This window comes from Pseudomonas sp. B14(2022), from assembly GCF_012030485.1.
GTDB lineage: Bacteria > Pseudomonadota > Gammaproteobacteria > Pseudomonadales > Pseudomonadaceae > Aquipseudomonas.
On record NZ_JAAUVM010000004.1, the window covers coordinates 133,078 to 150,154 of the forward strand.

Sequence of the window (17,077 nt, forward strand, 5' to 3'; positions counted from 1 at the left end):
GGGCGTTGTTGCACCCTGTCGCTGTACCTGACAGCCGGTCCAAACGTGCTGCTTTGGATACCGTAACGTCTCGACGCCATTTCCCCAGCGCCGCTGTTGCCGCTGCCGCGGATACCACGCTGCGCAAAAGGCTGGTTCAGTGGTTGACCACGGGCAGCGCGCCCGAAAACCTCATCCCGCCCAATGCATCCATCGCCCCCTTCCTCCAGATGTACAACGCCGCAATCAATGAGCCGGCCGTGCTTGCCTGGTTTGAAACCAAGGGCCTGAAGCTGTCGACGGTGCGGGTCTTTCGAGATTCGGTGGCAGGCACGGTGACGCGTGATGGCAAGGATACCTTTGAGCGGTTTACAGCCACGGATGGTTCGGGCTGGTGGGAGGTGAGCACAAAGATCAACGCCATCCAGCAGGTTCTGTCACCCCATGACCTGGGTGTGCCCGTTGCTGAAAGCCCTACCCAAGGTGCGGTGCCACGGGACGTGGTGCTGGATTTCTACGGCGTAAGGCCGCCGCTCAATGAACGGGCCTCGGCTGCAACGGGCACACAACTCAAGCGCGAGGGATGGCCCGCGATTTCTTCCACCTTGCGTGATCAGTGGGAGAAACAGTTCAAGCACCTGCTGCAACAGAACGATGACCAGGCAGTGCGCCGGCAATTGGTTGGCCAGTTGCAGCCGATGATCGCGGGCAAGGCGGACGGCGAATCACTCAAGCTGGATAACCATACGGTCTCCATTGCGAGGGGATCGACCCTGGATCAACTCAGTCAAGAGGCACGAAAGCAGTTCAATGCCTTTCTGACGACGCCGACCTTCCGGGATTTCCTGACGAAAGTGGGGTTCGCGGGAGAGGGCCGCGCATACAGGTTGTCCGAGGGGGAGCTCCAGATGCGCAACGCTGCCGGTCAATGGCGATCGTTGCAGGCGTATTTCGACGATGAAATCCAGAAAGCCCTGGCCGCCGGCAGCGAAGAAGCACAACAGTCTGCCCGCCAGATGAACGCGAATCTCGATGATTTGCTGCAGATGAGTGGCAAGACCGGGAATGCCCTGTACAGCACTCGCACCTATGACGCGCGGCAGGCGTTGGCGTTTTATGCCCCTGATGCGCCGCAAACCGTGAGTGAGGTGCGTGCCACATTGAGTTGGTTCAATACGTCGTTCCCGCCGCCGCTGCCGGCAGCCGATTACGCAGCCATGCTGCCCTATGAGCAGAGCGTGGGCGCCGCTTTGTCGGCCGATGCTCGTGAGGTATTGAAAGGCATGGCGCCAGCGGTGGTGTCATTGCTTGGACGCTTTACAGGCTCCAGTGTGGTTGAGCAATCGCCGCATGATCCGGACCGCCGTCTTGCCGACTTTTTCGATTCGCCACCGTGTATCGCCAAGGCCGACGAATTGGCCAAGCGGCTGAAGCTTTACGCCGTGGCCGACGGCCAGCCCTTGAGTAAAGCCAAGCGCCATCAACTCCTCGCTGCTGCGCTGAAGCTGAGTGTGAACGCTCCAGTGCCCGGCCGGCCAGGCGTGGTGGCCGGGTATTGGCTTTACCAGCCAGGCAACCTGGGCCGCACACTCAAGGATGTGCGCCGGGACGTGGAAAAACACCTGGAAAGCAAGGGGGTCGATGCCACGCTTTCGTCCCTGTTCGCCCACCTGTTCCTGGCCCACTCCGCACCGGAAATGCTGATCAAGGCCGATCCGGATGTGCCGAGGGAGGCCGCGCAGGCCTTCAACCGTGACCCGCAAAGCGTCAAGATCGGCTCCACCGGCTGGCTGGAAATGCGCCTGGGCTGCGCAATAGCCGATGCACTGTCCGGCGCGGGCAGTTCGCGATTGATGAACCTTACGCAAATCATGGCACTCTCGCGGCTTGACGCGGGTGGTGCAACGCAAGAGACGCTGCTCAAGACCCTGGCGACCAGGCCCTTGTTGGACTGGGCGGTCATGACCGGTATTTTCCCCATGACCCACGACGGCCAGTACTCCCCAGGGGATTATCAGGCCGCAGCACAGGCCTTTACCTCGCGGGAGAAGCAGATCCGCGAGGCCTTCAGCACGCTGACGAAAGAGCCGCCGACCCAGCGCAGCTTGCTGATCGAGCAACTGGTGCCGTTGTTCCCGGAAATGACCGCCGATGAAATACGTGAATTCAGGCTTGAACTGGACACTGACGTGCCCTTTGACCCTCGCCAGCATGCTCATTTGGAATCCCGTCGGCCGTTGCTGACCGATGTCATTCTGACGGAGCAGGTTCGCGATGACCCGTTGCTGGCCGTCGATCATTGGCTCAATACCCGGATCAGTGGGGAGCGACGCTACCGGTTCACCCATCCCGGAGTTTCCCAGGCAACCTTCGAGGCGCGCATCCGGCAGGTGCCAGAGATTGCCCCATTGGTGGAAGCCGCCGTTGATCGGCACATTGCCGATACCCGCGTGGCTCAGGCTATTGCATTGAAACTGATGATTGCCCAGTTGCCTGCGCAGGAACGTCTAGCGCTGGAGGCAGGCAAAATAGAATTTTTCACCGTACGCCAGGAAACCGGGGAAGCCCTGGAGGACGATCAGGGCCCCGACTCCAAAGTCGACGAAAACTGCGGCAGGCATGGTCTGCTGCTGCGTTATGAAACGGGCGTGGTAGAACCCAGGTTCGGTTACTACGAGGTGTTCCCGCGATCGATGCAGATGGTCAAGCGCACCGATTTGCCTTATCGGTTGACACTCAACGGTACTGTCGAGGAGGGCCGCAAGCCCCACGGGCCATTTGCTTATGTGCGCGCTCCGTTCCGGCTGGGGACTGAGCAAGCGTTGGATGTGATGGCCTACCGTTCAGGTTCGCCACCGCGTACGGGGGCCAAATCGAAGGTGATTCTCGACAAAGCCTCCACAGAACTGCCGCCGACGCCGCTGCCACGCCCTGGGGATACGGCGATCCAGCGTGTGCCCGATACCTTTGCTTCGACCAAAACCCAGCGAATTGTCAACGCTTTGCTGGCGCACAGTTTTGACGACAAGCGCGAGGCGCTGATTGAGTTTGCCAACCAACCCACGGGTCTACAGAGTCGACGCACCTATCCGTTTACCTCCGGCAGTCAGCTGTTCACCGCCGAGAACGCTCGTATGATGCTGAGCCTGATCCCGTTTGTGGGGGCGATTTCAGATATTGCACAAGGCAATGTGAAGGAGGGACTCAAGGGCTTGCTGATTGATTTCGCTTCGTTCGCCGCCACAGGAGGGCTGAGTGGGGCGAGCCGATTTTTGCGCGGCGTAAAAAAGCTGGTGCTGTTCAATGGCAAGTCATTCAGCCTGCCAGGGCTCAAAGGCGCCGCGCCGTTGCTACGTAGCCTGTTCAATCCTCTGGACGGTACGATTGACGTGTTCAAATCCGGGTCGAATGCCATCGATGCAATGCGCAAAATCATGAAAGGTGAAGTCGCTCGCCTGGCGCCCGGCCTCTATATGCCGACCACGGCATTCGAGAAGTGTCGTTGGGCGGTGGGCGTTCAAGGTTGCCTCTTCCCGGGAGGCGTTCGATCGTTCAGGGCTGTGTCGGGCGTTCGAACGGGCAACGTGGGGGCTCTTGAAATCCAGGCGATCCAGAAAAATGCCGGGTGGTATGCGATCAATCCCAGCTCTGGCGAGCCCGAGGGTGCACCGCTGAAGCATTTCAGGGTTCGGGGTTGATAGGTGCCGCCCAGGCTCATTGCGAACCTGGGCGGCCACGGATCAGTTCAGGCCCAGCTTGCCACGCAGGGTCGACAGGTCTTCGGCCAGGGTGTTAACCGGACCCACCAGCGCCTTGCGGTCGTTTTCCTTGACCTTGTCATAGGTCTCGAAGCCGCCGTCCTTGGTCTTGTACTTGGCCAGGATCTTGTCCACGGCGGCAAAGTTCTTGTCGACCTTGGCCAGGAAGGCCTTGTCCTGTTTCTCGATCTGGCCACGGAACAGGTCGACGATTTTCTTCGCGCCGTCGATGTTGCCCTGGAAGTCATACAGGTCGGTGTGGCTGTAGCGGTCTTCTTCACCGGAGATCTTGGTGGCGGCGACTTCTTCCAGCAACGCTGCGGCACCGCCGACAACTTTCTCCGGCGGGAAAGTCAGGCCGTCGACACGGGTTTTCAGGTCGTTGACGTCGGTGTTGAGCTTGGCCGTCAGGGCTTCCAGGCCCTTGGTCGAGTTCTGCGAGAACAGCGCGTACTCGATGCGGTGGAAACCGGTGAAGTCTTCGGCGGTCACGCCTTTTTCGTGGTCATCGACACGGGAGTCGATCGAGGCGTCGAGGTCGCTGAACAGCTCGGCGATCGGCTCGATGGACTCATAGTGCACACGGGTCGGCGCGTAGAGCTTCTTGGCGGTGGCGAGGTCGCCTTTGTTGATGGCATCGGTAAAGGCCTGGGTCTGGGTGACCAGCTCGCCGATTTCCTCGGTAACGTAGATCTTGTAGTCCGACACCGGGCCTACCAGGTCCAGCGGCGCGGTGGCGGCGAAGGCTGCCAGCGGCGAAAGGGTCATTAACAACGACAACGCGATAGTCGACTTCTTCATGGGACGTTTTCCGCTCTGGTGTGTTTTAGGTGTTGGCAGTGGTTTGAAGGTGCGTGGCAGCGAGCAGCGTGCGCCCAATGAAATCCTTGGGCCCCGTGACCCCCGGCAACGTGAAGAAGTACCCGCCGCCGACCGGCTTGAGGTATTCCTCCAAGGGTTCGCCGTTGAGCCGGGTTTGCACGCTGATAAAGCCTTTCTCCAGGTCAGCCTGGTAGCAGATGAACAACAGCCCCATGTCCAGCTGACCGTTTTTATTGACGCCGTTGGAGTAGTTGAACGGCCGACGCAGGATCAGGTTGGCCTGGGTCTGCGCAGTACGCGGGTTGGCCAGGCGGATATGGGCATCGAGCTTGGTCAGCTTGCCTTCCGGGTCCTTGCTGTAGTCGGGCACCTGGGATTCTTTCTGGCCATCCATCGGCGCGCCGGTTGGCTTGATACGGCCGATGATGCTTTCTTGCTCCTGCAGCGGCGTGCGGTCCCAGCGTTCGACGAAGTTGCGGATGATGCGCACCGCCTGATAGCTGCCATGGGCCGCCCAGCTCGGTTCGTCGCTGCCGGGTTGGACCCACACAATCTGGTCCATGGCCTTGCTGTCGTTGGAGTTAGGGTTGGCCGAACCATCGCGAAAACCCAGGAAGTTGCGCGCGCTCTGCGCCGGCTCGCCGGGCTTGGCCGGCGCCTGGGGCGGCACGCTGCCTTCCTGCTTCCAGCGCACCAGCAGCAGGTCGGGCAGGTTCTTCACGATGTCGCGCAGGGCGTGGATATTGGTGTCCGTGGTGTTGGAGCTGAATTGCAGGCTCAGGTCGCCATGGCACTGCGCCGGTTCCAGCGCATCGTTGGGGAAGCCGACCATGCGGCTCAGGCGCTTGGGTTTGACGGCGGCCAGGCCGAAGCGCTCATCGAACAACGATTCGCCGACGGATACGGTGATGGTCAGGTTATCCGGCGTGACCACCGGACCGAGAATGCCGGAATCGGTGGGCGGCAGCTTCGGGTCGACCTGGGGCACGGTGCCGCCGGTCATCAGGAAGCCGATGCGCTCGTTCAAGGTGCGGAACAGACGCTCCAGGTCTTCGCGGTCGCTGGCCAGGACATCGAACGCCACGACCATGCCGCAGGCCGGGCGAGGGGTGACGATGCCGCTTTGGTGCTGGCCGAAAAAGTCGTGGTGGTCCTGGGTCTTGTCACTGCGCGGTGCGGTAGTGACTTGCTCGGCGGCGGCCGCCATGGCCGGGCAGGTCAGGGTGCTGCCGGCGATGGCGGCACCGGTTGCGGCCATGCCCAGGAGGACACGGCGACGTTGTGCTGAAAACTGTTCTGAATCACTCATGTGTGCGGTCGTCTTCACTGCAGGCCGGAGAGGCCAAGGGCGGGGTCGATTCCATCGAGTGCGGCGGCCAGAGCCTTGGCCTTGTTTGCGATCTGCTTGCGCTGATCGGCGGTAACGCTGTCGTATGTGACGTAGCCTTTGTCGAGCTTGAAACCCTGGAGCTCGGTATCGAAGGCGGCGAGGGCGCTGTCGACGGTCGGCAGCAGGTCGGCGGCGGACTTGGTCAGCAGCGGACGCATCAGCTCGACCACCTTGTGCGCGGCCTCCAGGTTCGCGGCGAAACCATTCAGGTCGACATGGCTGTAGCGCTCCTCTTCACCGCTGATGGCGCGTACATCCGCCAGGCTGTTGAGGTTGCGCACTACGATGCTGACCAACTGCTCCGGCGGCAGGGACTGCGCCAGCAATTGCTGCTTGAGGGTGGTGACATCGGTCACCAGGCGCTGCGCAATCGGCGCCAGGCCATCAAGGCTGCGTTGCTGGAACAGGCTGTATTCGAGGCGATGGAAGCCGCTGAAGGCCGGGTCTTGCTCACGTTTTTCAAAATAGTCGGCACGGGCGTTGATGGCGTTGTCCAGCTCGGCCAAGCGCTGTGAGGCCGGGGCCAGACGTTGGTAAGCCTCACGGGCCGGCACATACAGCGCTTGCGCTTGGGCCAGGTCGCCAGCGTCGATCGCCTGTTGCAGGGCGGTCACGGCCTTGACCAGGGCACCGCCCTGGCTGCTCAGGTACACGCGAAACTCAGACAGCGGGCCGATAAACGCCACCATCGACGGCTTGGCCTTGGCCTGGGCGTCGGACTCAGCGGTCGGCGTCACATGCAGGGTGCCGCGCGGGTTGCTCAGCAGGCCGCACGTGATCGCATAGTCCCCCGGCAACAGGTTGGCGTTGATCACCTGGCTCAGGCCTGGGGCGATGTTTTCGCGCTCTTCGACCACCAGCACGCCGTCGAGGATTTCCCACTCCACCGCCCGGTCAGAGCGGTTGATGATGCGAAAGCTCGCCCGGCCGGCCGGCACGCTCAGTGCATTGGGCTCGCAGGCGTGGCCATGGATGGTCACGGCGATTTCATTGTGGTTGGTCTGGCGCTTGCTGGCCGCCAGTTGCGAGGCGTAATAGAACAGGCCACCGGCGGCGATCATCACGACCACCGAGCCGGCCACCGCCCAGCGCAGGGCGCGGGGGGGCGAAGCGGGTTGAGGCGTTGGGTTGGACAAGAGACGGTCCTTACTGGCTGGAAACGGAAGAAGGGCTAGCGGCAGGCTTGGCCGGTGCCGCGGGCAGGAAAAACATCACCAGCGCCACCATCAGATAAATCAGATAGGCGCCCAGGGTGCTGATGGTCGGCGCTTCCTGGTAGCCGAACATGCCGGCCAGTACCGAACCGAGCGGGCTGTCCATCGGCAGCACGGCGCTGAAATCGAATAACACGGTCTGCCAGTGGTTCCACACGCCCGCTTCGTGCAGGGCTTGCACCGAGTTGGCGAGGATGCCGGCGGCGACCACGAGGATGAACAAGCCGGTCCAACGGAAAAACGCACCGAGGTTCAGGCGCATGCTGCCGCTGTAGATCAGGAAGCCGACGATGATCGCCAGGACCAGGCCGAGCAGCGCGCCAATCGGTGCGCCTGGCCCCTCGCTCTGCTGAAACACCGCCAGCAGGAAGAACACGGTTTCCAGGCCCTCACGGGCCACGGCAAAAAACACCATGAGGATCAATGCCGTGACCTGGTGTTTGGAACCGGTCAACGCCTGATCAAGTGAGGCGTGCAGCGAGTGCTTGATGGACCGCGCGACCTTGCGCATCCAGAACACCATGGAGCTGAGAATGCCCACGGCGACCAGGCCGACGATGCCTTCGAACAGTTCCTGCTGCTTTTGCGGGAACTCGGCGCTGACCAGTTCCAGACCACCGCCCACCAGCAAGGCCAGGGCAGCGGCGAGGAACACGCCGATCCACACGGCGGGCATCCACTGGCCACGGCCGGTTTGTTGCAGGTAACTGGCGATGATGCCGACGATCAGCGCGGCTTCAATGCCTTCGCGCAGCATGATGAGAAAGGGGACAAGCATTCGGCACCAGAGCGTAACTAGATAGGAGCCTAAGTTGTAACATAATGATACTCATTACTAAACAGACAATCTTGACGATTGCTGAACAGCGGCTGAACAGCGGCTGAACGGCCCGGAGAAGGCCGTTCAGTAGTCCTGCCCGACGGCCTGGTTATAGGTATCCACCAGCAAGTCAAAGCGGCGTTGTGTTTCAAAGTAATCGGCGTTTAGCCGCTCTGGGTCGGGGGTTTCGCTTGAATGACGGGCAAGTGTTTGCAGCGCGCCAAGGTAGTCGTAACCGGGTTGTCTAATCCGCTGCCACAGCTGCTGGGCCTTGGCGTCGGAGATGGGTAGGTTGGGGCGCAGGTACTGCTGGGCGTGATCCCAGCTCTGCTGTAAGTCGCTCAATGCGTCCGCCAATTGTTTGGGGGATCGCGGGTCAAGGCTGTGCATCGTGTCGCGGGTCTGCAAGATCAGGCCGGGGATAAGCGCCATCTGGTGTTCGTCACGCACCTGCAAGTGTTGCAGCTGTTGCAGGCGTATCCGGCGGTCGGCTGCGTCCACGGCGGCGCGCAGTTCGGATGAGACCGTGAGGAATTTTTCCGCCACAGGGAAGAACCGCGCATCGCTGATCGCCCGCTGCGCAGGGGTAAGGCCTGGGACGGTTGCGTTGGGGTAGAAGTCGAACTCTTTCACCGATGAATAGACCTGCAGCAGGTGGTCCATATAGTCATTGCGAAGCGCGGCGATCTGCGGCAGGTATTTTTGCAGTGCGCTTCTTTGCGAGGACGTCAGCAGGCACAGGTCCGGGCGTTTGGCGTCGTAGTCCAGCAGGCTCAATTGCGGGCCCTGTGCGCGCTGATACCGTTCGGGGAAACGCTCGATGATATCCAGGCTCGGGTCGTTGGCGCGGGGGCTGCGGCTGCGGTAGTTGGAGTACGCCACTCGCCAATTGCTGTCGACCCGGTTGAGGCAGTCGATCACTGGACGCAGCGCCTGGGCTTGCTGGTGTTCAAGCGCTGCCGGGCGGTTGGCCCAGGTTTTCAGCGGGGCGAGCATATCGGTATTCGTCAGCAGGCCCACGGTGCTCAGCGCCAGGGGCACTATGGTGCACAGTGCAGCAAGGGTGATGCGGTTCATGGTGTACACCCCTGCGCGCCGGCTTTGAGGCCACTGCAAGGGCTCATCAGAAACGGTTGCAAGCCCTCGTCACGGTGGATGCGTTGGTTGTTTGCGTATATCAGCGCGGCGCTCAACAACAGGGCGCCGAGGCCCAGGCAGGTGGCCCATTGGCGTGTCGACGGTCGCGCAGGCCAACGCCACGTCAGTGCTGAACGTATCGACGGTCGTCCGAGCACGCGCTGCGCCAGCCCCAGGCCCTGCAGTGTCAACACATAGCCGGCGAACGCGTAATTGCCGAGGATGATCCAGATCAACAGGCCAAGCACCCAGCACGGCAGAATCTCGCGGATCACCAACGGCGGCGGCCGGCGAAAACTCAGCCAGGGCGATAGGTGGGCGGCGAGCTTCTCGTCAATCTCGCCGTAACCATCAGTGACGGGGCGCCAGATCGCCAGGATGAGCAACGCCGGTATGGCGATCAGGAAGGCCCAGGTTGGGACCATGCCGAGGGATTCCATCAAGGTGTGGTCGGTCAGTTGCTGGTCGTGGATCGCCCAGCCGACGGCCATGCCCAGCAAAGCCACAAACATCGGCCAGGGGCGGCTGGTGCGTTCCCAGTCGCGCCAGAAGTAGGGGGCTTCATCGGGCATCTGTGCGCACAGGGCCGGGTACTGGTTGAGCAGGGTTTCGCTGAGAGTACGGCAGGCATTCCAGTCGGACTCGCCGAAGCGTCGAGCAAAGCGTTGGCGTTGTTCCAGTGTCATGTCGCCGAACAGCAACCTGGCCGCGCGCGCCTTCGGGTCACGGCTGTTCAGGCTGGCCTGGTGGTAGGCCTGCGCACTGAAACGCTCCAGTGCATGGCGTGCCTTTAACGCCGACCATTCGGGTTCGGGGCAGTGGTTTTCCAGGTGTTGATCGGACCAGGCCTGCTCGCTGCACAGGCTCTCAAACAGCGCCTCGGACCAGAACGTGCTGGCCAGCAGCGTGCGCGCGAGTACGTCATCGAGCCGCGCATGACGCGCCAGGGGCTTGAGCCATTCGGTGTCATGCAACTCGATCAGGGCGGCGTTGAAGGCCTCGACCTGTTGTTGATCGAGTAATTCGGTCAACCGCTGCTCAACCTGGGCAAACATCTGCTCCAGCAGCGCGGCCAGGCGATAGTCGGGCAGCCGCGCCGGGGTTTCCCGTTGCCAGGGGGTGAGCCAGTGCAAGTGCGTCACGGCCCAGTCCGCAATCGCGGGTTCCGTGCCACTCAGGCAGCGTTGCAGCAGCAAGGCTTCAAATGCCTCGGTGCATTCATTGTCCTGGGCGTGCTGATAGAGACGCGCGAGATTGGCCGGCGTGGCATCGGCCACCAGGGCCTGCGCCTGGTCGTAGCGCGTGTCGGGCTCGGCGGTAGCGGGCAGCACCGTGTCGACCTGCAACGCTTGCGGCACTTCGACGGGCGCTTCATAACGGCTCCATTGCAGCGCGTGCTCATAGGCCTCGCGCAGGCGCTGGAAGCCGACAGGGTCTTCGTCCGGGCGATGCTGTTTGAGTAACACCGCGTATTGGCGCTTGATACTGCGAGCATCGGCGTCGGACGGCAGCCCAAGTACTTCCCAGCAACTCATCGATACAACTCCCTGTCGGTAAATCCCGGCGCAGAATACCCGAGACCCAAACCCGAGTGCCTACTCTTTTGCCGCGTGACTGCCTAAGATGGCCGCACTTCACGCCACACAGGGCACGGCAGCGCCAATGTTGGAAAAAGACACTATCTCCCTCCACCTCGTGCGCGAAGCCTTGTTGCAAAGCTGCGCACCGGGTCCGGCCACCGTCGAAGTCTTGAGCAAGGTCGGTATCGATCCGGCATTGCTGGAGCAACCCGACGCCCGCGTTCCGGCCACTGCCTACGCCCGTTTGTGGCGCTTGCTGGCAAGGCGCATGGACGATGAGTTCTTCGGCATGGACCCGCGCAAGCTCAAGTCCGGCAGCCTCGAGTTCCTTTGCCGCGCCGCCATTGCCCAACCCAGCCTGGCGGCGGGCCTGCAAACCGCCCTGGGTTTCCTCTCACTGATGCTGGAACACATGCCAGCCCAGCTGGTGCGCCAACAGAGCCTGGCGGAAATCGTGTTGCACGAACCAGAAGCTGAGCCCAATCGAGCATTCACCTATTTCACCTACTGGATGATCGTGCATGGCGTCGCCTGCTGGCTGGCGGGGCGACGCATTCCGATCCTGGCCATCGAACTGCGCTGCTCGCAGCCGGACTTTTGCGATGACTACCAAGTGATGTTTTCGGACAACCTGCGTTTTGATCGGCCCCGCACCCGCATGATCTTCTCCGCCGATTGCCTCGACTTGCCGATCAAGCGCAGCCCCGAAGAACTCAAGCGCTTCCTTGCCCACGCGCCGGCCAACATCCTGGTCAAATACCGCAACCCCGACAGCCTGGCTACACGCATCAAGCACGACCTGCGGCAAATGCCTCCCGACACTTGGCCTGAGACCGAGGGCCTTGCTGCCATTCACTGTATCTCCGCCTCGACCCTGCGCCGCCGCCTGGCGGAAGAAGGGCAGACCTATCAGGGCCTCAAGGACAGCGTGCGCAAGGAGTTGGCGATTGTGTGGCTGGCTGAACCGCAGATCAGTTTTGCCCAGATCGCCGAGCGATTGGGGTTTGCCGATACCAGTTCGTTCTACAAGGCGTTTCGCAAGTGGGTGGGGTCCAATCCTGGGCATTACCGCAGTTTGATTCTTAACGATGCTGGATAAGTCTTCAGGGAGACAGGTCGTGCTTAAGTCATGGTTTATCTGTATTTGTTGCGCTCTGTTCCCGCTCACCGCCTGGTCGGCCCTGGGTATCGGTGATTTCACCCTGGGCATGCCTCGCTCGCAGGTCATGGACATCCTGCAACGTTATTTTCCGAAGGTGGAACTGGAGAGGAACCTCTCCTATTCGGTGCCGATGCCTTACTACCGCGCGCTGGAACCGTCACGCCCGTATCAATTGGGCAATGTGCCGATCTACGTGGTGGAGGCGTACTTCGACGAAGCCGACCGCCTCAAGCAACTGAACATCGCCTTTAATATCACCGACCCCGAGCGTCTCAAACCGCTGATACCGTTGATGCGCGAAGCACGCTTGGTTCCGGACACGAATGGGCGTTATGAGGTGATGATCGAGGAGGGTGAGCTGACTTATTGGGTCTCCAGGATATTCGAGTGGACCACCGTAGAGATCGCCAACAAGGCAGCTTCGAAGGTCAATATTCCGATGCGCATGCACCGTGATCAGCAAATCAAGGCGGCCAGGTAGCCTTCCGGCCAGCCAAATATGCAGGTCAGCCCTCTGGCGTTGTTGCAGCCAAAAAAAAGCCCCATGACCAAATAGACCACGGGGCTAAAAATTGGCTGGATGCGACCAACCAAAGGAGCTCTTTACGTTACTTGGCAGTCGCCACGACGGTGTCCGGCTTCCAGCCACCCCCCAGCGCCTTGTAGATCGCCACAATCCCGCGATACAGGTCCACTTCGGCCTGGGCCTGGGAGTCTTCGGCGGCGAGGCGTTCGCGTTGCGCGTCGAGCAGGACGAGGAAGTCCACGGTGCCTTCGCGGTAGCGGATCGCGGCGAGGTCGGCGGCGGCTCGGCTGGATTCGCTTTGGCGGATCAGCGAGACCAGGCGTTGCTGACGCTTGCCGTAATCACTGAAGGCATTCTCGGACTCTTCCAGCGCCAGCAGCACTTGTTGCTCGTAGCTCGCCAGGGCGCCATCGGCTTCGGCGTCTGCGCCACGCAGACGGGCACGTACGCTGCCCAGGTCGAAGGCGGCCCAGGTGATGCTCGGGCCGAGTGCCCAGGCATTCGCGGCGGACGAGCCGATCTGTGAACCGCGCCCGGCGGTAAAGCCGAGGAAGCCGCTGAGGCTGACCCGTGGGAACAGGTCGGCCTTGGCCACGCCGATACGCGCGGTGGCGGCGGCCAGTTTGCGTTCGGCGCTGAGGATGTCCGGGCGCCGTTGCAGCAGTTGCCCCGGGTCGCCGATCGGCAACGCCTTGGCAATCGCCGGCAGGTCTTTCGGGCTCAGGTCCACCGTCAGCTTGTCGGGACGCTGGCCGAGGAGGGTGGCGATGCGGTTACGCTCACGCACCTGTTCGGCCTGCAGTTGCGGCACGCTGGCTTCCACTGCGGCGAGGCGTGCGTCGGCGCGCTCCACGTCGAGTTGGTCACCCACACCGGCATCCCGCAGGCTGACGGTGATGGTGCGTGAGTCCTGCTGGTTCTTCAGGTTGTCGAGGGCGATGCGTTCCCGCAGTTGCGCGCCGCGCAGTTGACCGTAGGCGTCTACCAGTTCGGCAATCATGGTGACTTGCAGTTGGTACAGGTCGGCCTCGGCGGCTTGCTGGTCGGCGTCGGTGGCTTCCAGGTTGCGCTGGATGCGCCCGAACAGGTCCAGCTCCCAGGCCATGTCCAGGCCCAGGTCGTACCGCTCGGTCTTGACCCGGCTGGTGGTCTGGCCGGGGATCTGGCCCTTGCCCTGGTCGCTGCTGACGCGGCTGGTAATCGTCGGCATGGCATCGTTGCTGGCGTCATCGCGGATTGCACGGGCAGCGCGCAGACGGGCAAACGCCACGCGCAGGTCACGGTTACCTTGCAGCGATTGCGTGACCAACTGGTTGAGGGTCGGGTCGTCGAACTGCTGCCACCAGATGCCTTCGAACTTGGCGTGGTCATACTGCTTGGCGTCCGCGGCGGCGGTGATGTTCGCCGCCTCCGGGGTCTGGGTTTTGTAGTCCGGGCCTACGGCACAGGCGCTCAACGCCAATACCAGCAAACTCGGCAGGAATACGTTCACACCACTCATTGCTGTGTCTCCAGCTTCAGGGCCTTGGCCGCTTTGCGCGCTTCGCTGCGCTCCACATAGCGACGGATCAGTACGTAGAACACTGGCGTCAGCAACAGACCGAAGAAGGTCACCCCGATCATTCCGGAGAACACCGCCACGCCCATGGCATGCCGCATCTCGGCACCGGCACCGCTGGACAACACCAGTGGCACCACACCCATGATGAAGGCGAACGAGGTCATCAGGATCGGCCGCAGACGCAAGCGGCAGGCTTCCAGGACCGCAGCGAGCGGGTCGAGGCCTTCCTGCTGTTTGTCCTTGGCGAACTCGACGATCAGAATCGCGTTCTTGCATGCCAGGCCCACCAGTACGATCAGGCCGATCTGGGTGAAGATGTTGTTGTCGCTACCCGAGATGATCACCCCGGTGATGGCCGACAGCAGCGTCATCGGTACGATCAGGATCACCGCCAGCGGCAGGCTCCAGCTTTCGTATTGGGCGGCCAGGACCAGGAACGCCAGCAGTACGCAGAGCGGGAACACGAACAGCGCGGTGTTGCCCGAGAGGATTTGCTGATAGGTCAGGTCGGTCCACTCGTAGGTCATGCCGTTGGGCAGTTCATCCTTCAACAGTTTTTCAATCGCCGCCTGGGCCTGGCCGGAGCTGTAGCCCGGTGCCGCGTTGCCGTTGATTTCGGCGGTGATAAAGCCGTTGTAGTGCATCACGCGGTCCGGCCCCGAGGTGTCGCTGACCTTGATAAAGGTCGCCAGCGGGATCATCTCGCCTCTGTTGTTGCGCACTTTCAGCTGGCCGATCTGGTCGGACTCCTGGCGGAACTGTTGCTCAGCCTGCACGTTGACCTGGTAGGTACGCCCGAAGCGGTTGAAGTCGTTGGCATACAACGAACCCAGGTAGACCTGCAGGGTGTCGAAGATGTCGCTGATCGCCACGCCGTGGGTCTTGGCCTTTTCGCGGTCGATGGCGGCATCGACCTGGGGCACGTTGACCGTGTAGCTGGTGAACAGGCCAAACAGCTCCGGCACGCCGCGGCTCTTGGTGATGACGTTCTGCACTTCTTTGTACAGCTCGTCATAACCCAGGTTGCCACGGTCTTCGATCTGCAGGCGGAACCCGCCGATGGTGCCCAGGCCCTGTACCGGCGGCGGTGGGAAGATCGCCATGTAGGCTTCTTCGATGTTGGCGTACTGGCCGTTCAGCGCACCTGCAATCGCCCCGGCGGACATGCTCGGGTCTTTACGTTCATCGAATGGCTTCAAGGTCACGAACACGATGCCGCTGTTCGGGCTGTTGGTGAACCCGTTGATCGACAGGCCAGGGAAGGCAATCGCGGCTTCCACACCGGGCTGTTTGAGGGCGATGTCCGACATGCGCTTCATCACGTTTTCGGTGCGGTCCAGGCTCGCAGCGTCGGGCAATTGGGCGAAGGCCACCAGGTATTGCTTGTCCTGGGCCGGTACGAAACCGGTCGGGGTGTGGGCAAATCCGAAGAAAGTCAGCACCATCAGGCCGGCGTACACGAACAGGGCAATGCCCGTGCCGCGAATCACCCGGCGTACGGTGCTCACGTAGCCATGGCTGGACTTTTCGAAAAAGCGGTTGAACGGACGGAACAACCAGCCGCCGAACAGCTTGTCGAGGACCTTCGAGAAGCGATCCTTCGGTGCGTCGTGACCGCGCAGCAACACGGCGGCCAGGGCAGGGGACAGGGTCAGCGAGTTGAACGCCGAGATCACCGTCGAGATCGCAATGGTCAAGGCGAACTGTTTGTAGAACTGCCCGGTCAAGCCACTGATAAACGCCGCTGGAATGAACACTGCACACAGCACCAGCGCCGTGGCGATGATCGGGCCGGTCACTTCGCTCATGGCTTTTTCAGTCGCCGGGAACGGCTCCAGGCCCAGCTCGATATTTCGTTCGACGTTCTCCACCACCACGATGGCGTCGTCCACCACGATACCGATGGCCAGTACCAATCCGAACAGCGACAGCGCGTTGAGCGAGAACCCGAACAGGTGCATCACCGCAAAGGTACCGATCAACGATACCGGCACCGCCACCAACGGAATGATCGAGGCGCGCCAGGTCTGCAGGAACAGGATCACCACCAGCACCACGAGGATCAGCGCTTCGAACAGGGTGTGCACCACCGCTTCGATGGAACCGCGCACAAAGATCGTCGGGTCATAGGCGATGCGGTAATCCATGCCGGCCGGGAAGCTCTTTTTCAGCTCGGCCATCTTGCTGCGCACATCGTTGGAGATATCGATGGCATTGGAGCCGGGACGCTGGAAAATCGGAATCGCGACGGCCGGCTGGTTGTCGATCAGCGAGCGCAGCGCGTATTGGCTCGACCCCAACTCGACCCGGGCGATGTCCTTGAGGCGCGTGATTTCACCGTTGGCGCCGGCGCGGATCACAATGTTCTCGAACTCTTCCTCGGTGACCAGGCGACCCTGTGTGTTCACCGACAACTGGAAGCTGGTGTCAGACGGTGCAGGCTGGGCGCCCAGGGCACCGGCTGCCACCTGGCGGTTCTGCTCACGGATCGCGGTGACCACATCGGTCGCAGTCAGGTTGCGCGAGGCGGTCTTGTTCGGATCCAGCCATACACGCAAGGAGTAGTCGCCCATGCCGAACAACTGCACGTCGCCCACGCCGCCCAAGCGGGCCAGCTCATCCTTGATATTGAGGATCGCGTAGTTGGACAGGTACAGCATGTCGTAACGCTGATCCGGGGAGGTCAAGTGCACCACCATGGTCAGGTCGGGGGAGGCCTTGTCCACGGTGATACCGATGCGCGTCACTTCCTCAGGCAGTTTTGGCTGAGTCCGCGTCACCCGGTTTTGCACCTGCACCTGCGCATTGTCCAGGTCGGTGCCCAGGGCGAAGGTGATGGTCAGGGTCAGCTTGCCGTCGGCAGTCGATTGCGAGGACATGTACAGCATGCCCTCGACGCCAGTGATGGCTTGCTCCAACGGCGCGGCCACGGTTTCACCGATGACCTTGGGGTTGGCGCCCGGGAAGTTGGCACGCACCACCACGGTCGGCGGCACGACTTCCGGGTATTCGCTGATCGGCAATTGGAACAGCGAGATCGCACCGGCGATCAGGATCAACAGCGACAGCACCGCTGCGAAGATCGGCCGCGAAATGAAGAACTTGGAAAAATTCATCTTGAGTCGTAT

11 protein-coding genes are annotated in these 17,077 nt (G+C 61.8%); 3 read left to right on the forward strand and 8 right to left on the reverse strand.

The annotated features are described in order from the left end of the window. Positions 1–239 precede the first annotated feature (239 nt). Positions 240–3,677 carry a hypothetical protein gene (locus HCF10_RS08540; protein WP_337782113.1) on the forward strand — a complete coding sequence of 1,146 codons (3,438 nt, stop codon included), beginning with the start codon at positions 240–242 and terminating at the stop codon, positions 3,675–3,677. Positions 3,678–3,719: 42 nt separating this feature from the next. Here the strand turns inward: HCF10_RS08540 and efeO (HCF10_RS08545) are convergent, their stop codons facing one another. The 6 genes from efeO (HCF10_RS08545) to HCF10_RS08570 form a co-directional block, all read right to left on the reverse strand. Further along, positions 3,720–4,538, reverse strand: coding sequence for an iron uptake system protein EfeO (gene efeO, locus HCF10_RS08545; RefSeq protein WP_131696467.1), 819 nt, complete (start codon positions 4,536–4,538; stop codon positions 3,720–3,722). Between the two features lie 25 nt (positions 4,539–4,563). After that, positions 4,564–5,868: an iron uptake transporter deferrochelatase/peroxidase subunit gene (efeB, locus tag HCF10_RS08550; protein WP_131696466.1), complete on the reverse strand. Its 1,305-nt coding sequence runs from the start codon at positions 5,866–5,868 to the stop codon at positions 4,564–4,566. A gap of 14 nt (positions 5,869–5,882) precedes the next feature. Further along, the gene (efeO, locus tag HCF10_RS08555; protein ID WP_167655284.1) at positions 5,883–7,085 is read right to left on the reverse strand and encodes an iron uptake system protein EfeO; all 1,203 of its coding nucleotides are present in this window, start codon (positions 7,083–7,085) and stop codon (positions 5,883–5,885) included. Positions 7,086–7,095: 10 nt separating this feature from the next. Further along, positions 7,096–7,941, reverse strand: coding sequence for an iron uptake transporter permease EfeU (gene efeU, locus HCF10_RS08560; RefSeq protein ID WP_131696464.1), 846 nt, complete (start codon positions 7,939–7,941; stop codon positions 7,096–7,098). A 126-nt stretch (positions 7,942–8,067) separates the two neighbouring features. Beyond that, positions 8,068–9,060, reverse strand: a complete 993-nt coding sequence (locus HCF10_RS08565; RefSeq protein ID WP_145338644.1) for a hypothetical protein — start codon at positions 9,058–9,060, stop codon at positions 8,068–8,070. After that, on the reverse strand, positions 9,057–10,655 hold the full coding sequence (locus tag HCF10_RS08570; protein WP_167655285.1) for a J domain-containing protein: 1,599 nt from the start codon (positions 10,653–10,655) through the stop codon (positions 9,057–9,059). The genes HCF10_RS08565 and HCF10_RS08570 overlap by 4 nt, the downstream gene beginning before the upstream one ends. 127 nt (positions 10,656–10,782) lie before the next feature. Between HCF10_RS08570 and HCF10_RS08575 the strand changes: the two genes are divergently transcribed. Together HCF10_RS08575 and HCF10_RS08580 are read left to right on the forward strand one after the other, a co-directional pair. Continuing rightward, positions 10,783–11,799, forward strand: a complete 1,017-nt coding sequence (locus tag HCF10_RS08575; protein ID WP_167655391.1) for an AraC family transcriptional regulator — start codon at positions 10,783–10,785, stop codon at positions 11,797–11,799. Between the two features lie 19 nt (positions 11,800–11,818). Continuing rightward, entirely contained in the window at positions 11,819–12,343 is a 525-nt protein-coding gene (locus tag HCF10_RS08580; protein ID WP_167655286.1) for a hypothetical protein, read from the forward strand. A gap of 127 nt (positions 12,344–12,470) precedes the next feature. Here HCF10_RS08580 and HCF10_RS08585 read toward each other — a convergent pair whose 3' ends face one another. Together HCF10_RS08585 and HCF10_RS08590 are read right to left on the reverse strand one after the other, a co-directional pair. After that, positions 12,471–13,889 carry an efflux transporter outer membrane subunit gene (locus HCF10_RS08585; RefSeq protein WP_167655287.1) on the reverse strand — a complete coding sequence of 473 codons (1,419 nt, stop codon included), beginning with the start codon at positions 13,887–13,889 and terminating at the stop codon, positions 12,471–12,473. Further along, positions 13,886–17,065 carry an efflux RND transporter permease subunit gene (locus HCF10_RS08590; protein ID WP_167655288.1) on the reverse strand — a complete coding sequence of 1,060 codons (3,180 nt, stop codon included), beginning with the start codon at positions 17,063–17,065 and terminating at the stop codon, positions 13,886–13,888. The genes HCF10_RS08585 and HCF10_RS08590 overlap by 4 nt, the downstream gene beginning before the upstream one ends. Positions 17,066–17,077: the final 12 nt, after the last annotated feature.